Annotated in this window: 12 protein-coding genes and 1 pseudogene; 9 read left to right on the top strand and 4 right to left on the bottom strand. The window is 62.2% G+C overall.

Annotated elements, in window-relative coordinates:
- Nucleotides 1-41: 41 nt before the first annotated feature.
- Both ACIROY_RS18485 and ACIROY_RS18480 read right to left on the bottom strand, forming a co-directional pair.
- On the bottom strand, nucleotides 42-530 hold the full coding sequence (locus ACIROY_RS18485; RefSeq protein WP_402275457.1) for a Dps family protein: 489 nt from the start codon (nucleotides 528-530) through the stop codon (nucleotides 42-44).
- Between the two features lie 114 nt (nucleotides 531-644).
- Nucleotides 645-1898 carry an MFS transporter gene (locus ACIROY_RS18480; RefSeq protein WP_402343118.1) on the bottom strand — a complete coding sequence of 418 codons (1254 nt, stop codon included), beginning with the start codon at nucleotides 1896-1898 and terminating at the stop codon, nucleotides 645-647.
- A 177-nt stretch (nucleotides 1899-2075) separates the two neighbouring features.
- Here ACIROY_RS18480 and ACIROY_RS18475 point away from each other — a divergent pair, with 177 nt between their 5' ends.
- Nucleotides 2076-4373 (top strand): UvrD-helicase domain-containing protein, encoded by a 2298-nt coding sequence (locus ACIROY_RS18475; protein ID WP_402343115.1) that lies wholly within the window; start codon nucleotides 2076-2078, stop codon nucleotides 4371-4373.
- A gap of 716 nt (nucleotides 4374-5089) precedes the next feature.
- On the opposite strand, the gene ACIROY_RS18470 is transcribed toward ACIROY_RS18475, so the two are convergent.
- Together ACIROY_RS18470 and ACIROY_RS18465 are read right to left on the bottom strand one after the other, a co-directional pair.
- Complete coding sequence (locus tag ACIROY_RS18470) at nucleotides 5090-5992, bottom strand: carbohydrate kinase (RefSeq protein ID WP_402343112.1); 903 nt, start codon at nucleotides 5990-5992, stop codon at nucleotides 5090-5092.
- 53 nt (nucleotides 5993-6045) lie between these two features.
- On the bottom strand, nucleotides 6046-7005 hold the full coding sequence (locus ACIROY_RS18465; RefSeq protein ID WP_402275443.1) for a sugar-binding transcriptional regulator: 960 nt from the start codon (nucleotides 7003-7005) through the stop codon (nucleotides 6046-6048).
- Between the two features lie 334 nt (nucleotides 7006-7339).
- On the opposite strand from ACIROY_RS18465, the gene ACIROY_RS18460 reads away from it, so the two are divergent.
- From ACIROY_RS18460 to ACIROY_RS18425, 8 genes and pseudogenes are all read left to right on the top strand, one after another.
- Nucleotides 7340-8620 carry an ABC transporter substrate-binding protein gene (locus tag ACIROY_RS18460; RefSeq protein WP_402275960.1) on the top strand — a complete coding sequence of 427 codons (1281 nt, stop codon included), beginning with the start codon at nucleotides 7340-7342 and terminating at the stop codon, nucleotides 8618-8620.
- Between the two features lie 123 nt (nucleotides 8621-8743).
- Nucleotides 8744-9709: a carbohydrate ABC transporter permease gene (locus tag ACIROY_RS18455; protein WP_402275440.1), complete on the top strand. Its 966-nt coding sequence runs from the start codon at nucleotides 8744-8746 to the stop codon at nucleotides 9707-9709.
- A 29-nt stretch (nucleotides 9710-9738) separates the two neighbouring features.
- Nucleotides 9739-10521: pseudogene (locus ACIROY_RS18450) on the top strand (carbohydrate ABC transporter permease); the annotation flags it as partial.
- A gap of 12 nt (nucleotides 10522-10533) precedes the next feature.
- A complete protein-coding gene (locus ACIROY_RS18445) occupies nucleotides 10534-11229 on the top strand; it encodes an HAD-IA family hydrolase (protein ID WP_402275437.1) in 696 nt (231 codons plus the stop codon).
- Nucleotides 11230-11259: 30 nt separating this feature from the next.
- Nucleotides 11260-12375, top strand: coding sequence for a sn-glycerol-3-phosphate ABC transporter ATP-binding protein UgpC (gene ugpC, locus ACIROY_RS18440; RefSeq protein ID WP_402275434.1), 1116 nt, complete (start codon nucleotides 11260-11262; stop codon nucleotides 12373-12375).
- Nucleotides 12376-12402: 27 nt separating this feature from the next.
- Nucleotides 12403-13815 carry a D-arabinitol 4-dehydrogenase gene (gene dalD / locus ACIROY_RS18435; RefSeq protein WP_402343109.1) on the top strand — a complete coding sequence of 471 codons (1413 nt, stop codon included), beginning with the start codon at nucleotides 12403-12405 and terminating at the stop codon, nucleotides 13813-13815.
- A gap of 30 nt (nucleotides 13816-13845) precedes the next feature.
- Entirely contained in the window at nucleotides 13846-15327 is a 1482-nt protein-coding gene (xylB, locus tag ACIROY_RS18430) for a xylulokinase (protein WP_402275428.1), read from the top strand.
- A 137-nt stretch (nucleotides 15328-15464) separates the two neighbouring features.
- Nucleotides 15465-16814: an ABC transporter substrate-binding protein gene (locus tag ACIROY_RS18425; protein ID WP_402275426.1), complete on the top strand. Its 1350-nt coding sequence runs from the start codon at nucleotides 15465-15467 to the stop codon at nucleotides 16812-16814.
- The last annotated feature ends 13 nt before the right edge of the window (nucleotides 16815-16827 follow it).

Below are 16827 nucleotides of genomic sequence, written 5' to 3'. Positions count from 1 at the left end.
CATGATGTCAGCGGCATTTTTTCGCGCGGTAAAGCCAGTGATCAGCTTTCCAGCAGGCTGCGCAGCATCCATGCATTCTTTTCATGCAACTGCATGCGCTGGGTCAGCAGGTCAGCGGTCGGTTCGTCGGCGGCTGCATCGACGGCCGGGAACATCGAGCGCGCGGTGCGGGTGACGGCTTCCTGGCCGGCCACCAACTGGCGAATCATTTCGTCGGCGGTGGGTACGCCTTCGGCTTCAGGGATCGACGACAGCTTGGCGAATTCCTTGTACGAACCGGGCGCCGGATAGCCCAGTGCGCGGATGCGTTCGGCGATCAGGTCGACTGCCAGCGCCAGTTCGGTGTACTGGCCTTCGAACATCAGGTGCAGGGTGTTGAACATCGGGCCGGTGACGTTCCAGTGGAAATTGTGGGTCTTCAGGTAGAGCGTGTAGGAATCGGCCAGCAGTTTGCTGAGGCCGTCCGCAATCTTCTTGCGATCCTTGTCGTTGATGCCGATGTTGATTGCTGCGACGTTTTTCTTTGCCATTGTTTCGCTCCTTGGTGTGATGGAATGCAACGCTGCGATTTTATGTCAAAACCGCAAGCCCATGAATAACACTTGAGGATGATCGCCATCATCACAAGGTGTTAGCCGTTCCCGTCAGATTGGCTTTTTTGCAAGTTGTGCGCGGCGATACAGAGACAAGGTCAATGCCACCGCACACAGCGCGCCGATGGCGGCGAACAGGAACACTTCCTCGTAACCGAACTGTCCCACGATCAATCCGGCCAGCGGCCCGGTGATGCCCAGCGCCAGGTCGAGGAACACCGAATACGCGCCCAGGGCCGCGCCGCGATTGGGCGCTGGCACCAGGCCGACCGCTTCCACCCCCAGCGACGGGAACACCAGCGCAAAGCCGAAGCCGGCCAGCGCCGCGCCGAGCATGGCGACTTCCGCCGAACCGGCCAGCCACAGGATGGTCAGGCCGAACGCCTCAACGATGAAGGAAGCGATCGCCACCTTGAAACCACCGAAGCGGTTGATGGCATTGGCGAACAGCAGGCGCGAGCCGATGAAGCAGACGCCGAACAGCGTCAGCGAGAAGGCCGCGTTGGACCATTGATGGCTGGCGTAATACAGCGTGATGAAGGTGGCGATGGCGCCGAAGCCGACGGTGCCCAAGGCCAGGCCGATGCCGTAAGGCAGCACGCGGTTGAGCACCAGGCGGAAGGCCAGGCGTTCTCCGCGCACCACCGGCACGGCCGGACGGCGGCGCGCAATCACGTAACCGATCAACGGCAGCGCCAGCGCCAGGAAGCCGATCGCCGCGAAGCCGCCCACGTGCAGCAGCGCCACGCCCAGCGGCGCGCCGATGGCCAGTGCGCCGTAAGTAGCGATGCCGTTCCACGAAATCATGCGTGCGGTGTGCGTGGCGCCGATGCGGCCGATGCCCCAGATGATCGAACCGGTGCCGGCCAGGCTTTCGCCGATGCCGAGGCAGAAGCGGCTGACCAGGATCATGGACAGGCTCAGCCACGGCAGTTCGGCGGACCATGCCGCCAGCACCAGGAAAGCGCCGCTGGCAACGCAGGCCAGCATGCCGCGCATGACGGTTTTCTTGGGGCCGATGGTGTCGACCATGCGGCCGGCCTGGGCGCGCGTGATCAAGGTAGAGAGGTATTGCACGCTGATCGACAGGCCTGCGATGAACGAACTGTAACCAAGGTCGAGGTGGACATAGCCGGGCAGCACCGCGAGCGGGATGCCGATGGTCATGTAGGCCAGGAAGGTGAACAACACCGTCGACAGGATCTGGACCATGACGGCGGTTTGGGAATGGGGCTGTGCGGGCGTGACGGCAGACGCGCCTTCGGCGGCGGCGACAGGAACTGGGCGGAGTGCTTCTTCGGACATGATAGGGATAAAGAGAGGATGCAACGGGCCTCAATGCCATGTTGCAGTGCAGAATTTTACGCCGTTTGACGCAAACCTGCTGGCGGTGCGGGATTTCACCCAATTGACGAGGGTGATCCGGACAGGAATATATAGGCTGCGCGCGTTCGTAATGACGCGCGGACGTATAATCGCAGGATGCAAAATCTTCTTCACAATCTCAACGCCGAGCAGCTTGCCGCCGTCACCCTTCCCGCACAATCCGCACTGATCCTGGCCGGCGCCGGCTCGGGCAAGACGCGCGTGCTGACCACGCGCATCGCGTGGCTGATCCAGACCGGGCAAGTGTCGCCGTCGGGCATCCTGGCGGTGACCTTCACCAACAAGGCGGCCAAGGAAATGACCGCGCGCCTGTCGGCGATGATGCCGATCAACACGCGCGGCATGTGGATCGGCACCTTCCACGGCTTGTGCAACCGCCTGCTGCGCGCGCATCACCGCGACGCGGCGTTGCCCCAGACCTTCCAGATCCTCGACTCGCAGGATCAGTTGTCGGCCATCAAGCGCCTGCTCAAGCAGATGAACGTCGACGACGAGAAATATCCGCCGCGCAACCTGATGTACTTCATCAACGGCGCCAAGGACCAGGGCCTGCGCGCCAAGGACGTCGAGGCGCACGACGACTACAACCGCAAGTTCGTCGAACTCTACGACCTGTACGATCAGCAATGCCAGCGCGAAGGCGTGGTCGATTTTGCCGAACTGCTGCTGCGCACGTATGAACTGCTGTCGCGCAACCAGCCGCTGCGCGAGCATTACCAGCGCCGCTTCCGCCATGTGCTTGTGGACGAGTTCCAGGATACCAACGACCTGCAATACAAATGGCTCAAGATCATGTCCGGCCAAGGCCAGGTCGACAGCGGCGCAGTGTTTGCGGTGGGTGACGATGACCAGAGCATCTACGCATTCCGCGGCGCCAACGTCGGCAACATGACGTCGTTCGAGCGCGAGTTCCGCGTGCAGAACCTGATCAAGCTGGAGCAAAACTACCGCTCGCACGGCCACATCCTCGACGCGGCCAATATCCTGATTGCCAACAACAGCAAGCGCCTCGGCAAGAATCTGCGCACCGACGCAGGCCACGGCGAGCAGGTGCGTGTGTTCGAGGCCAGCAGCGACTTGCAGGAAGCGCAATGGATCATCGAGCAGGTCAAGAACCTGATCGCCGAAGGCTGGTCGCGCAGCGAGATCGCCTTGCTGTATCGCTCCAATGCGCAGTCGCGGGTGCTGGAGCATGCCTTGTTCTCCTCGGCGATTCCGTATCGCGTGTACGGCGGCCAGCGCTTCTTCGAGCGCGCCGAGGTCAAGCATGCGATCGCTTATCTGCAGTTGATGGACAATCTGCACAACGACTCGGCATTCCTGCGTGTGGTGAACTTCCCGACGCGCGGCATCGGCGCCAAGGCGCTGGAACAGTTGCAGGACGCTGCGCGTCAATACAACTGCTCGCTGTATGCAGCGGTGCCGTATGTCGCAGGCAAAGCCGGTTCGACGCTCAACGGATTCATCAAGCTGATCGAAGCCGCCCGTTTTGAAACGCAGAATCTGCCTTTGCAGGAGATGGTGCAGGTGGTGCTCGACAGCAGCGGTTTGCTCACGCATTACCGGAATGAAAAAGAAGGCGCCGACCGCATCGAGAATTTGGAGCAACTGGTCAGCGCGGCGACCTTGTTCGTTTCGGAAGAAGGTTATGGCCTCGATGCGCCGGCCTTCCTCGGGCCGCAGGCGCAAGCCGTTGCCGGGACGTCCATCACTACCGCCGACGGTATTGAAATCATCGACGCCGACGCCGCGCTGACGACGATCATGTCGCCGCTATCGGCCTTCCTTTCGCATGCATCGCTGGAAGCCGGCGACAACCAGGCGCAGGCCGGCCAGGATGCCTTGCAACTGATGACGGTGCATTCCGCCAAGGGCCTGGAGTTCGACGCGGTGTTCATCACCGGGCTGGAAGAAGGTCTGTTCCCGCATGAGAACAGCGCCAAGGAAGAGGGCGGCGTGGAAGAAGAGCGCCGTCTGATGTACGTCGCCATCACGCGCGCGCGCAAGCGTTTGTACATGAGCTTTTCGCAGACGCGCATGCTGCATGGCCAGACGCGCTACAACATGCGCTCACGCTTCTTTGATGAATTGCCGGAGGAGTCGATCAAGTGGTTGTCGCCGAAGATTCAGCAGCAACAGCACAGCTGGTTTGCTCAGCCGAAATCGGCTTGGGATGCTGCGCCGGAGTCCGGCAACAACAAGATTGCGCAGAATTTTTCGCGGCCGGATTCGGGGTGGCGGATTGGACAGAACGTGGCGCATGCCAAGTTTGGCGAGGGCGTTATCGTCAACATTGAAGGTGGGGGCGGAAGTACGCGGGCGCATATCAACTTCGGGAAGTTTGGGATGAAGTTGTTGGATTTGAGTGTGGCTAAGTTGGATAAGGTGGGGTGAGTTTTTCTCGGTTGTTCCGACTTGCTTTCTGTGAATTCTGATGCTGTTCTTTCTTCGATCCACCCTTCGCCGGGGGTAGCCCGGCAGCTACTCACTTTCTTTGTCTCGCCAAAGAAAGTAAGCAAAGAAAGGGTTGGAGCACTGCTCCAACGCAACGATTCGCCGCCCCGCTGCGCGGGGTACCCGTTGGCGCCGCACTCAAATCGGGAAGGGAAACAAACTCGCTGCGCTCAGACAAGTTTCCCTTCTTTTTCCGATTTGAGCACGTCACCAACGGCGACTCATAAGCGGAATTCTTTTTCGGCTCGCTTCGCATTGCCTTGGGTTACTCGCCTTCGGCATCGTGATTGTCTTATTCCCTTAGCGGACGCCGCGAAGAACGACGACCATCACTTCACCTTAGTCCCTTGGCGATGCGCAGCGAGCCAGTCTGGAAGTCCGCTTGCGAGCAGCCGGTGGCGGCAGGTGCAAATCGGATAAAGAGGGGAAACTTGTCTGAGCGCAGCGAGTTTGTTTCCCCTCCCGATTTGCGCCTGCCGCCGCCGGGGACCCCGAAGGGGCTGCGAACTTGCGGTCGCCTTCTTTTGCTTACTTTTCTTGGCGAAGCAAGAAAAGTGAGCGGCTGCCGGGCCGCCCCCGGCTTGGTCGTCCGAAGAAAGAAAAGAAGAAGTACCTAAAATCGCTGGTCGGAACAAAACAAAAACAAGCCATCGCGCTCAGCGATTAACCAGCTCCTGCACCTCATCCCAAGTCGCCGCATAAGCCCCCGCCCGCGCCGCCGACAACGCCGCCGCAGCAGCAGCGCACTGCAAATGCGTCATCACCGGCGCGTCCGCCTGACGCAAAATACTCGCAATCCACCCACCCATCGACGCGTCGCCGCAGCCAACGGTATCGATCACTTCAACCCGATAAGCCGGCTGGTCGACAACGCTTTCCCCTTTGATCCACGACAAACCATCCGCCCCGCGCGTGAACAAAATCTCCGCTTGCGGCGCCAAGGCCTTCAACGTAGCCAACGGTTGCGCATCGCCGGGAAACAACTTCTCCAGATCTTCATCCGACACCTTGACGTAATGCGACAGCGCCAGCAGCTTGCGCATCAGCACGTGATAGCCGGGCTGATCCATCAGCTTGCGCCAATTGGGATCGAAGGCGATGCGCTTGCCGCGTTGTGCGCCTTCCGTGGCAATCGCCAGCAAGCGGGAAGCCAATGGTTCGCGCGTCAGGCTGATGCAGCCGAAGTGCAATACGCGCGCCTCATCCATCCATCCGGAAGGCAGCTTGCTCGGATCGAAATGCAGGTCCGCGCTGTCGTCGCCGACGAAGAAATAATTGGGTGGCGTGGTCGAGGTCACCATCGCCAGCAGCGGCGATTTGTCGACCTGCTGCAGGTAACGCATGTCGAGTCCTGCCTCTTGCGTGAGCACGCGCAATTCTTCGCCGAAGACGTCGCTGCTGACGCTGCCGGCATAACCGGTTGCTACGCCAAGGCGGGCGCCGACGTGTGCGACGTTCCAGCAGGCGCCGCCGGGCAGGGCGCGCCACTCGCCGCCGGGCTGGCGGATGAAGTCGGTCAGGGCTTCGCCGAAAACGACGAATTCAATGGGATGCGGCATGAATGTCTCCGTAATGCTGATGCTGAAATAGTTGTTCTGGTGGGGCCTGGAATTCAGTCCCGCAACGCAAACTGTGCGCAGTACTCGTCGGTGACGAGGCCGGTCAGCCAACCACCGCGCAAGGCGCCGCGCACCGCTTCGGCTTTCTTGCGGCCGCCGGCCAGTGCAATCACCGGCTTGTCCGGCGGTGAACTGAGCGGCGGCGTGGTGATGCGCGCGGCCAGCGGCGAACGCAGCATTTTGCCGGCAGCGTCGAAGGCGTGGCAGATCAGTTCGCCGACCGCGCCCTGCTTTTGCAGTTGCGCCACTTCGTCGTCGTCGATGAAGCCGTCTTCGTGCATCGCACCCTGCAGCGCGATCGTGCCGACGCCGAGAAAGGTGACGTCGGCGCGTTGCGCCAGACCGGTGACGATCTGGTAGGCCCGATGATTGCACCATTGCTTGCGGTCGGCTTCGTTCTCCGCCACGCGCGGCGCCGGCAAGAGGTAAAAGCGGCTTTGCATTTTTTCGGCGGCGAGCAGGGCGACGTCGTAGCGGTTGGCGGAACCGTCGGATGCGAAGGCGCCGATCATCGAGACGATCTGATGCTGCGGCCGCTCCATGTCGCTTATCTTTTCAATCGCGGCCTTGAGCGTGCGGCCCGAGCCGACGTTGACGATCAAGGGCTCTTCCTGCCGCAGGTATTGCTCCATCAATTCGGCGCCGGCCACGGCCAGCATCTGCTGGACGCCTTGGGCATCATCCTCGGCGCCGTCGGCATTGCTGGGCACCACCCGGCAGACCTCAAGGCCGTAACGCTGCTGCAAGCCCTGCGCCAGCTCCAGGCAGGACGAAATGGGATGGGTGATCTGCACCTTGACCAGGTTCGACGCGCCGGCGTAGGCCACCATGCGCTGCGCCATCTGGCGCGAGATGCCAAGGCGCTCGGCGATTTCATTCTGGGTGTTGCCGGCGACGTAATACATCCATGCGGCGCGCGCCGCCAAGTCGAGTTTGGATGAGCTGGATGACATCGTTTTTCCTTGTTGTGAACCTGCCGTTCCCCTTGTACATCACTTGTGTACTGCGGCGGTTGATCCGGCATTGTACGGACTTTGGTCACGTGTTTTAGTGGCAGGTCAGGTAGTCATTATTATCAAAATTGAACATTTGCTCAATAAAAAAGCAAATGCTTGACAATCTTTTGTCAATGTTTGATTATTTGCTCGCAAATAGATTTTTTGCTCAGAAAATTACATCGAAGCGAGGAAGGCGGCAACGCTAATCCTCAGCCCGCACACAATGGAGACAAGCATGAAACTTCGCGCCCCCGCACGTCCGTTGGCACGCCTTGCTGCCGCTATCGCCATGCTCGGTACTGCCGGTTTTTCCTTCGCGGAACCCGTCACACTGAACATCGCATCGATCAATAACCCCGACATGATCGAACTGCAGAAGCTGTCGCCGCAGTTCGAAAAAGCCAATCCCGACATCAAGCTGCGCTGGGTGACGATGGAAGAGAGCGTGCTGCGCCAGCGCCTGACCACCGACATCGCCACCAACAGCGGCCAGTTCGACCTGATGACCATCGGCGCGTATGAAGCGCCGATCTGGGCCAAGAAGGGCTGGCTGGCGCCGATGACGGGCCTGCCCGCCGACTACGACGAAGCCGACCTGATCAAGACCGTGCGCGAAGGCCTGACCAGCGACGGCAAGCTGTACGCGCTGCCGTTCTATGCGGAAAGCTCGATGACCTATTACCGCAAGGATCTGTTCGCGCAAAAGAACCTGAAGATGCCCGAAAAGCCGACCTGGGAAGAGATCGGAAAACTGGCCTCGCAACTGCATGATCCGGCCAAGGGCGTCTACGGCATCTGCCTGCGCGGGCGCGCAGGCTGGGGTGAAAACATGGCGCTGGTCGGCACCATGGTCAATGCTTATGGTGGCCGTTGGTTCGATGAAAAATGGCAACCGCAACTCGATACGCCGGAATGGAAGCAGGCCGTCAATTTCTACGTCGACCTGATGCGCAAGTCCGGTCCGCCGGGCGCCAGCTCCAACGGCTTCAATGAAAACCTGGTGCTGTTCTCGGGCGGCAAGTGCGGCATGTGGGTGGACGCCACCGTCGCCGCCGGCATGCTGTACCACGGCAAGGATTCCAAGGTGTCCGACAAGGTCGCGTTCGCGCCGGCGCCGATGGCGACCACCGACAAGGGCTCGCATTGGTTGTGGATCTGGTCGCTGGCCGTGCCGAAGTCGTCCAAGTCGCAGGACGCCGCGAAGAAATTCGCCGCCTGGGCGACTTCCAAGGACTACATCAAGCTGGTCGCCAAGGATAGCGGCTGGGCATTGGTGCCACCGGGTACGCGCACCTCGACTTACGCTTCCGCCGAGTACAAGAAGGCTTCGCCGTTCTCCGACTTCGTCCTCGATGCAATCCAGAAGGCCGATGCCAACAATCCGACCGTCAAGCCGGTGCCCTACACCGGCATCCAGTTCGCGACGATTCCGGAGTTCCAGTCCATCGGCACCATCACCGGCCAGGCGATTGCCGGTGCGCTGGCAGGCAAGGGCACTGCCGATGCTGCGCTGAAGACGGCGCAGGCGCAAACTGTGCGCATGATGAAGCAGGGGCGTTATATCAAGTAATGCCAATCGTGCCGCTATGCGCCGGCCCGGCTTGACGCCGGGCGGCGCATGAAACTGTTTAAGCGATTTCCGCCGGACCGTCCTTCACGACGCCGGCCCGAACCTGATTGCCTCGAGGCCGCCATGTCGTCGATATCGAATACTTCTCCCATGCCTTCCGAAGCCAACGCTTCTTCATCCACACCGAAATCCCGCCGCGGCAAGCGCACGGGCGGCGAGCGTTTCCTGCCGATCCGCCTGCTGCAGACGCCGGCCGTGGCCTTGCTGTTCCTGTGGATGATTGTGCCGCTGGCGATGACGGTGTACTTCTCCTTCAATCGCTACAACCTGATGTCGCCGGACCAGACCGGTTTCGTCGGATTGGAAAACTACCAATTCCTGCTGGAAGATCCCGCCTTCTGGCCTTCGATCGCCAACACCGCCTTGCTGATCGGTTCCGTGCTCGGCATCAGCGTGATCGGCGGCACCTTGCTGGCGGTACTCTTTGACCAGCCCTTCCGCGGCCGCGGCATCGCACGGCTGCTGGTGATCGGACCGTTCTTCGTGATGCCGACCGTGGCTGCGCTGATCTGGAAAAACATGATCATGCATCCGGTCTACGGCATGCTGGCCTTCGTCATGCGCCACCTCGGCATGGAGCCGATCGACTGGCTCGCCGAATATCCGATGCTGTCAGTGATCATCATCGTGTCGTGGCAATGGATCCCGTTTGCCTTCCTGATCCTGTTGACGGCGCTGCAATCGCTCGACGGCGATCAGAAGGAAGCCGCCCAGCTGGACGGCGCCGGACCGATCCGCATCTTCTTCTACATCGTGCTGCCGCATCTGAAGCGGGCGATCACCGTGGTGATCATGATCGAAACCATTTTCCTGCTGTCGGTATTTGCTGAAATCTTCACCACCACCGCCGGCGGCCCAGGCACCGAGACCACCAACCTGACTTACCTGGTGTACTCGATCGGCTTGCAGCAATTCGACATCGGCATCGCGTCGGCGGGCGGCATCTTCGCCGTGGTGCTGGCCAACATCGTGTCGTTCTTCCTGGTGCGCATGCTGGCGAAGAACCTTAAAGGAGCGAACGAAAAATGAACGACCAAAAAAAGAGTCCGCTCTGGGTGGGGCTGCTGGCATGGACCTGCGCCGTCATCCTGTTCTTCCCGATCTTCTGGGTCGCCGTCACGGCCTTCAAGACGGAGCACCAGGCCTACATGCCGAGCCTGATTTTCATGCCGACGCTGGACACCTTCCGTGAAGTCTTCGAGCGCAGCAATTACCTGGCCTTCGTCAAGAATTCCATGATTGTCTCGCTGGGTTCGACCCTGCTGTCGCTGCTGATCGCGGTGCCGGCGGCGTATTCGATGGCCTTCTTCCCGACCGGCCGTACGCAGAAATTGTTGCTGTGGATGCTGTCGACCAAGATGATGCCGGCGGTGGGCGTGCTGGTGCCGATCTACCTGCTGGCCAAGAACAGCGGCATGCTCGATTCCGTCACCGGCCTGACGCTGATCTATACGCTGATCAACCTGCCGATCGCGGTGTGGATGGCGTTCACCTATTTCAACGACGTGCCGAAGGAAATCCTCGAGGCGGCGCGCATCGACGGCGCCAACGCCTGGCAGGAGATGATCTACCTGCTGCTGCCGACCGCCATGCCGGGACTGGCGTCGACCGCGCTGCTGCTGATCATCCTGTCGTGGAACGAGGCGTTCTGGAGCCTCAACCTGACCAGCGTCGACGCCGCGCCGCTGACGGTATTCATCGCCTCCTACTCGAATCCGGAAGGCCTGTTCTGGGCCAAGCTGTCAGCCGCCTCGCTACTGGCGATCGCGCCGATCATGGCGCTCGGCTGGCTCGCGCAAAAGCAACTGGTGCGCGGCCTGACCTTTGGCGCCGTGAAGTAAATGAAAGGAAACATGAAGCCGGAAATCACCCACCTGGTCTGCGACTGCGACGGCGTGCTGCTAGACAGCGAGAGCATTGCGTTGCGCGTGCTGCATGAACACCTGTCGCTGCTGCTGAAGAATCCCGCCGACGGCGACAAGCTGCATCACGCGATTGCCTCCCGCCTCGGCATGTTCACGGAATTGCTGCTGGATGAGCTCGACGTCGAGTTCGGCTTCGGCCTGAACGCCGCGCAATACGCCGACATCAACATCGCCGTCGGCATCGCCTGCGGCGACGAGGTCCAGCTGGTACCGGGCATCGCCGAGGCCTTGCAGAAAATCGATTTGCCCAAGGCGGTCGCCAGCAACAGCAGCACCGATCGCATCGTCAGGGGTTTGCAGCGTTGCGGCCTGCTCGCCCTGTTCGACGGTCACATCCACAGCGCGCACGACGTCGGTCGGCCCAAGCCGGCGCCGCATGTCTATCTCGCCGCCGCTGCCGGCTATGGCGTGGCCCCGCAGCACTGCGTCGCAGTCGACGACAGCGTGACCGGCGTGCGCGCCGCCAGCAGCGCGGGCATGCATGTGCTCGGCTTCACCGGCGTGGCGCATGACCGCCACGGCATGCGCCGGAAGCTGCTCGACGCCGGCGCCGAACTGGTATTTGAAGACATGCAGGAATTGCCTGCGCTGATCGCGGCCTTGTTGGCCGGACGCGCTGCATAAGCAAGAAAACCACGAAACAAGGAGATCATCATGGCAGCCGTCACCATCCGCAACCTCGCCAAGCGCTACGACGACAACGAAGTGATGCGCGACATCAATCTCGACATTGACGACGGCGAGTTCGTCGTCTTCGTCGGTCCCTCCGGCTGTGGCAAATCGACGCTGCTGCGCATGATCGCCGGCCTCGAGGACATCAGCGCCGGCGAGCTCAACATCGGCGAGCGCCGCATGAATGACGTGCCGGCCGCCAAGCGCGGCATCGCCATGGTGTTCCAGTCGTATGCGTTGTATCCGCACATGACGCTGTACGACAACATGGCCTTCGGCCTCAAGATCGCCGGCAAGTCCAAGGCCGAAATCGACAGCGCCGTGCAGCATGCCGCCAAAATCCTGCACATTGATCATCTGCTCGACCGCAAGCCGCGCGCCTTGTCCGGCGGCCAGCGCCAGCGTGTCGCCATCGGCCGCGCGATCACCCGCCAGCCCAGCGTGTTCCTGTTCGACGAGCCGCTGTCGAATCTCGACGCCGCGCTGCGCGTGAAGATGCGGCTGGAGTTTTCCAAGCTGCATGACGATCTCAAGACCACCATGATCTATGTCACGCACGACCAGATCGAAGCCATGACGCTGGCCGACAAGATAGTCGTGCTGTCGGCCGGGCGCATCGAACAGGTCGGCACGCCGCAGCAGCTGTACCACCATCCGGCCAATCGTTTCGTGGCAGGTTTCATCGGTTCGCCCAAGATGAATTTCATCGACGGCGTGATCGCCGAGATCGGCCCCGAAGGCGTGCTGGTTGACGTGCCGGGCGGCGGACGCCAGCTGGCGGCGGTCGAGGCCGGCACGCTCAAGGTCGGCGACAAGGTGACGCTGGGCATTCGTCCCGAGCATCTTGTCATCGTGACCGGACAGCCGATGCTGCAGGCGCGCTATACGGCGCTGGAGTTGCTCGGTGATTTCTCTTACCTGTACGCCGCCACCGATGCTTCCGACGAACCGTTGATCCTGCGCGTCGCGGACAGCCTGCAGCTTGCTTCCGGCAGCGTTATCGGCGTCGGCGCCGAAGCGCATCGCTGCCATCTGTTCCGTGAGGACGGCAGCGCCGTGAAGCGCCTGCTGCGCGATCCGGCGATGGCGGTGCATTGAGAAGCAAGCAAGGACAGAGAGGACAACATGACGAACCGTGATTCAAAAAATGACCTGGTCTGGCTGCATATCGGCGCCGGATCGTTTCACCGCGCCCACCAGGCGGTCTATCTGCATCGTCTGCGCGAGCGCGGCAATGACGACGATCGTCGCTGGCAACTGGCGCTGGGCAATATCCGCGCCGACATGGCGCCATTGCTGAAAGAGCTGGAGCAAAGCGAAGGCCGCTACACGCTGGAAACGGTGACGCCACAGGGACAGCGTGCGTATGAGACGATCCGCGCCATCCGCGACATCGTGCCCTGGGATGCGCAGCTGAAAAGCCTCGTGAAGACGGGGGCCGAGCCGCGCACGCGCGTGATCTCGTTTACCGTGACCGAGGGCGGCTATTACCTCGACCACCAACATCTGCTGGACGTACACAATCCTGATCTGGCGGCCGACGTCGGCGGCGACCGCCGCACCATCTACGGCGCCGTGACGGCGATCCTGCAAGCGCGCCAGGACGGCAACGCCGGCGGCGTGACGCTGCTCAACTGCGACAACCTGCGCCACAACGGAGAACGCTTCTTCGGCGGTCTGCAGCAATTCCTGACCTTGCGCGGTCATCACCAGCTGCTGGAGTGGGTGCGCGCCAATGTCGCCAGCCCCAGCTCCATGGTGGATCGCATCACGCCGCGTCCAACCGAGGCCGTGCGGCAGCGCGTGAAGGAAGCGACCGGCGTCGACGATCCGTGTGCGCTGATGGCCGAGTCTTTCATCCAATGGGTGATCGAGGATGATTTCAAGGCCGGCCGTCCGGCGCTGGAAAAGGTCGGCGTCGAAATGGTGGCGTCCGTGCTGCCCTACGAAGAAGCCAAGATCCGCATCCTCAACGCCAGCCACAGCTGCATCGCCTGGGCCGGCACCATGATCGGCCTCGACTACATCCACGAAGGCACGGTACACGAAGACATTCGCCGGATGGCTTACGACTACATCACGCAAGACGTCATCCCGTGCCTGACGCCGAGTCCGCTGGACCTCGAAGCGTATCGCGACACGACCTTGGCGCGTTTTGCCAATCCCGCCATCCAGGACACCAACCAGCGGGTGGCGGCGGACGGCTTCTCGAAGATCCCCGGCTTCATTCGCCCGACCATCTCCGACAGCCTGGGGCGTGGCCATCAGCCGCGCGCTACGGCACAGGTGGCGGCGTTGTTTTTCGCCTTCCTGCAGCGCTGGCGGCGCGGCGAGCTGGCGTATGAATACCAGGACGGCGTGTTCGATCCGGCGGCGGTCAGGCTGATGCTGGAAAGTCCCGACCCGGTACGCGCCTATTGCAACGATCCGCTGCTGTGGGGCGAACTTGCCGGGAGCATCCAGCTTGAGCGGCTGTTGCGCGAAGGGATCGTCAGCGTGAACGCCTGGCTCGCAACGTCGACTAAAATGCCCGCTTGAGACGGACAACAATCAATAACAAGGAGCACCATGTATCTGGGGATTGACCTTGGTACGTCGGAAGTCAAAGCGGTTGTCATCGACGCCGAAGGAAAACTGCTGGCGCTGGCCGGTTCGCCGCTGACGGTGTCGCGTCCGCACCCGCGCTGGTCGGAGCAGGATCCGCAGCACTGGTGGCGGGCAGCCTGCGACACCGTCGCCGGTCTGCGCGAACAATTGGGAGCGGAACGTTTCGCCGGCATCCGCGCGATCGGCCTGTCCGGGCAGATGCACGGCGCGGTCCTGCTGGATGCGCGGGAGCGCGTGCTGCGTCCGGCCATCCTGTGGAGCGATTCGCGCAGCACGGATGAATGCGCCGAGTTGACGCGGCGCTGGAGTGAATCCGGCGACCTGCACCAGGTCGCGGGCAATCTGGCGATGCCGGGATTCACCGCGCCAAAATTGCTGTGGGTGGCGCGTCACGAGCCGCAACTTTTCGAGCAGGTCGCCTGCGTGCTGCTGCCCAAGGACTGGCTGCGGCTGCAGATGACCGGGCGCAAGATTTCCGATCCTTCCGACGCTGCCGGCACGCTCTGGCTCGACGTGGCCCGGCGCGACTGGTCGGACGCCTTGCTGGCCGCAGGCGGCATGCGTCGCGCACAAATGCCGGAGCTGGCCGACGGCAGCGCCGCCGCCGGCTTGCTGTTGCCGGAAGTAGCGCGGGCCTGGGGGCTGGCCGATGACGTGGTGGTGGCGGGCGGCGCCGGCGACGGGGCTGCGAGTGCGGTCGGCATCGGCGCCGTGAAGCCGGGCGATGGCTTCCTGTCGCTGGGCACGTCGGGCGTGCTGTTCGTGGTCAACGATAAATTCCGTCCCAATCCGGCGCGCGCCATCCATGCGTTTTGCCATACCTTGCCGCAGCGCTGGCACCAGATGAGCGTGATGTTGTCGGCGGCAAGCTGCCTGCGCTGGTTCTGCCGCCTGTGCAGCGTCGATGAGAAAACCTTGCTGCAGGAAGTCGCTGCGCTCGATGACGAAGCCCTGGCCAATGCGCCGCTGTTCCTGCCCTATCTGTCCGGAGAGCGCACCCCGCACAACGATCCTTACGCGCTCGGCGTATTCCACGGCCTCTCGCACGAACACCAGCGCGCTGCGCTCGCGTATGCGGTGCTGGAGGGCGTGAGCTTCGGCATGGTCGACGGCCTCGACGCCTTGCGTGCAGCCGGCACCGATGTGCGGCAATTGTCGCTGGTCGGCGGCGGCGCACGCAGCGCTTACTGGGCGCAGTTGCTCAGCGACGCGCTCGACGTGCGCATCGTCACCCACGTAGGCAGCGAGGCCGGCGGCGCCCTGGGCGCTGCCCGACTGGCCTGGCTGGCCGACGGCGGCAGCGAAGAAGTGGTGTGCCGCAAGCCGCCGCAACAGGATTGCTACGAGCCGCGGCCGGCGCGCCACGCACGGCTGCAACCGCGCTTGCAGCGCTATCGTGATATTTACCAGCCGTGGGAAGCATTGCCGTCGGGCTCTGCCTGAGTCTCACGCGTTCCTTGCGTTGCGGCAAATCATGCGCGGTTTTTTCATTAAAAAGACACTCGCTTGACTTGCCGCAGGGCTTGTCTGATGATCCCCTGAACAGGCCGGAACCTATTCCAACGCCCGGGGGGATTCGCATGAAACCTTACGCACGTCGCGGCGCGTTCACGCGCCGGCTGTCCCTGCTCGCCATCCTCAGCGGCCTGCTCTGGCCGGGCTTGGCCGGCGCCGACGTGGTGACCGTCGTCAACATCGCCACCACCAACAACCCCGACATGCTGGAGCTGCAACGGCTGTCCACGGTGTTCGAAAAAGCCAATCCCGATATCAGACTCAACTGGAACATCATGGACGAAGGCGTGCTGCGCGAGCGCGTGACGACCGATATCACGACCAGCGGCGGACAATTCGACCTGATGACCATCGGCCTGATGTCGACGCCGCTGTGGGCGGAGCAGGAGTGGCTGGTGCCGATGGACGACCTGCCCGCCGGCTATGACGTGGACGACTTGCTCAAGCCGGTGCGCGACGGCCTGAGCAGCAAGGGCAAGTTGTACGCGCTGCCGTTCTATGCGGAAAGCTCGATGACCTATTACCGCAAGGATCTGTTCGCACAAAAGAAGCTGGTCATGCCGACCCGGCCGAGCTGGGAAGAAATCGCCACGTTCGCCGCCCAGCTGCATGATCCCGCGGGCGGTGTTGCCGGCATCTGCCTGCGCGGGCGTCCCGGCTGGGGTGAAAACATGGCGCTGATCGGCACCATGGTCAATGCGTATGGCGGTCGCTGGTTCGACGAACAATGGCAGCCTCAGCTCAATACGCCGGAATGGGCGCAGGCGGTCGGCCTGTATGTCGACTTGCTGCGCAAATACGGCCCCGCCGACGCGGTCCAGAACGGTTTCAACGAAAACCTGGCGCTGTTCGCCGCGGGCAAATGCGCCATGTGGATCGACGCCACCGTCGCGGCGGGAACACTCTTCCACGGCAAGAATTCCAGGGTGTTCGACAAGACCGCCTTCGTGGCGGCGCCGACCGCGACCACGGCGAAAGGTGCGCAGTGGTTGTGGGCGTGGGCGCTGGCGGTGCCTCATTCGTCGAAATCGAAGGAGGCAGCAAAAAAATTCGCCGTGTGGGCGACCTCGAAAGAATACATCCAGCTGGTTGCTGAACGGGACGGCTGGGGACTGGCGCCGCCGGGCACGCGCAAATCGACCTATGCGTCGGCCGGCTACCAGAGAGCCTCGCCGTATGCGGACTTCGTCCTTGATGCCATCCAAAGCGCCGACCCCGACAGCCCCACCCTCAAACCAGTGCCTTACGTAGGCATCCAGCTGGTGACGATCCCCGAATTCACCAGCATCGGCACCTTCACCGGTCAGGCTATCGCGCGTGCGCTGACGGGCCGCAGCAGCGTGGAAGCCGCGTTGAAGACGTCGCAGACCATCACCACGCGTCTGATGCAGCAGGGCCGCTACATCAAGTATTGACGCGGCTGAGACG

Origin of the sequence: Herbaspirillum sp. NPDC101396 (genome assembly GCF_044767365.1) — a bacterium.
Taxonomy (GTDB): Bacteria; Pseudomonadota; Gammaproteobacteria; order Burkholderiales; family Burkholderiaceae_D; genus Herbaspirillum.
This window is presented reverse-complemented; position numbering and strand designations above follow the sequence as displayed.

Bases quoted from the DNA above. Each gene is read 5' to 3' on its own strand.
- ACIROY_RS18485 (WP_402275457.1), bottom strand. From the start codon at position 530: ATGGCAAAGAAAAACGTCGCAGCAATCAACATCGGCATCAACGACAAG.
- ACIROY_RS18480 (WP_402343118.1), bottom strand. From the start codon at position 1,898: ATGTCCGAAGAAGCACTCCGCCCAGTTCCTGTCGCCGCCGCCGAAGGC.
- ACIROY_RS18475 (WP_402343115.1), top strand. From the start codon at position 2,076: ATGCAAAATCTTCTTCACAATCTCAACGCCGAGCAGCTTGCCGCCGTC.
- ACIROY_RS18470 (WP_402343112.1), bottom strand. From the start codon at position 5,992: ATGCCGCATCCCATTGAATTCGTCGTTTTCGGCGAAGCCCTGACCGAC.
- ACIROY_RS18465 (WP_402275443.1), bottom strand. From the start codon at position 7,005: ATGTCATCCAGCTCATCCAAACTCGACTTGGCGGCGCGCGCCGCATGG.
- ACIROY_RS18460 (WP_402275960.1), top strand. From the start codon at position 7,340: ATGCTCGGTACTGCCGGTTTTTCCTTCGCGGAACCCGTCACACTGAAC.
- ACIROY_RS18455 (WP_402275440.1), top strand. From the start codon at position 8,744: ATGTCGTCGATATCGAATACTTCTCCCATGCCTTCCGAAGCCAACGCT.
- ACIROY_RS18445 (WP_402275437.1), top strand. From the start codon at position 10,534: ATGAAGCCGGAAATCACCCACCTGGTCTGCGACTGCGACGGCGTGCTG.
- ugpC (WP_402275434.1), top strand. From the start codon at position 11,260: ATGGCAGCCGTCACCATCCGCAACCTCGCCAAGCGCTACGACGACAAC.
- dalD (WP_402343109.1), top strand. From the start codon at position 12,403: ATGACGAACCGTGATTCAAAAAATGACCTGGTCTGGCTGCATATCGGC.
- xylB (WP_402275428.1), top strand. From the start codon at position 13,846: ATGTATCTGGGGATTGACCTTGGTACGTCGGAAGTCAAAGCGGTTGTC.
- ACIROY_RS18425 (WP_402275426.1), top strand. From the start codon at position 15,465: ATGAAACCTTACGCACGTCGCGGCGCGTTCACGCGCCGGCTGTCCCTG.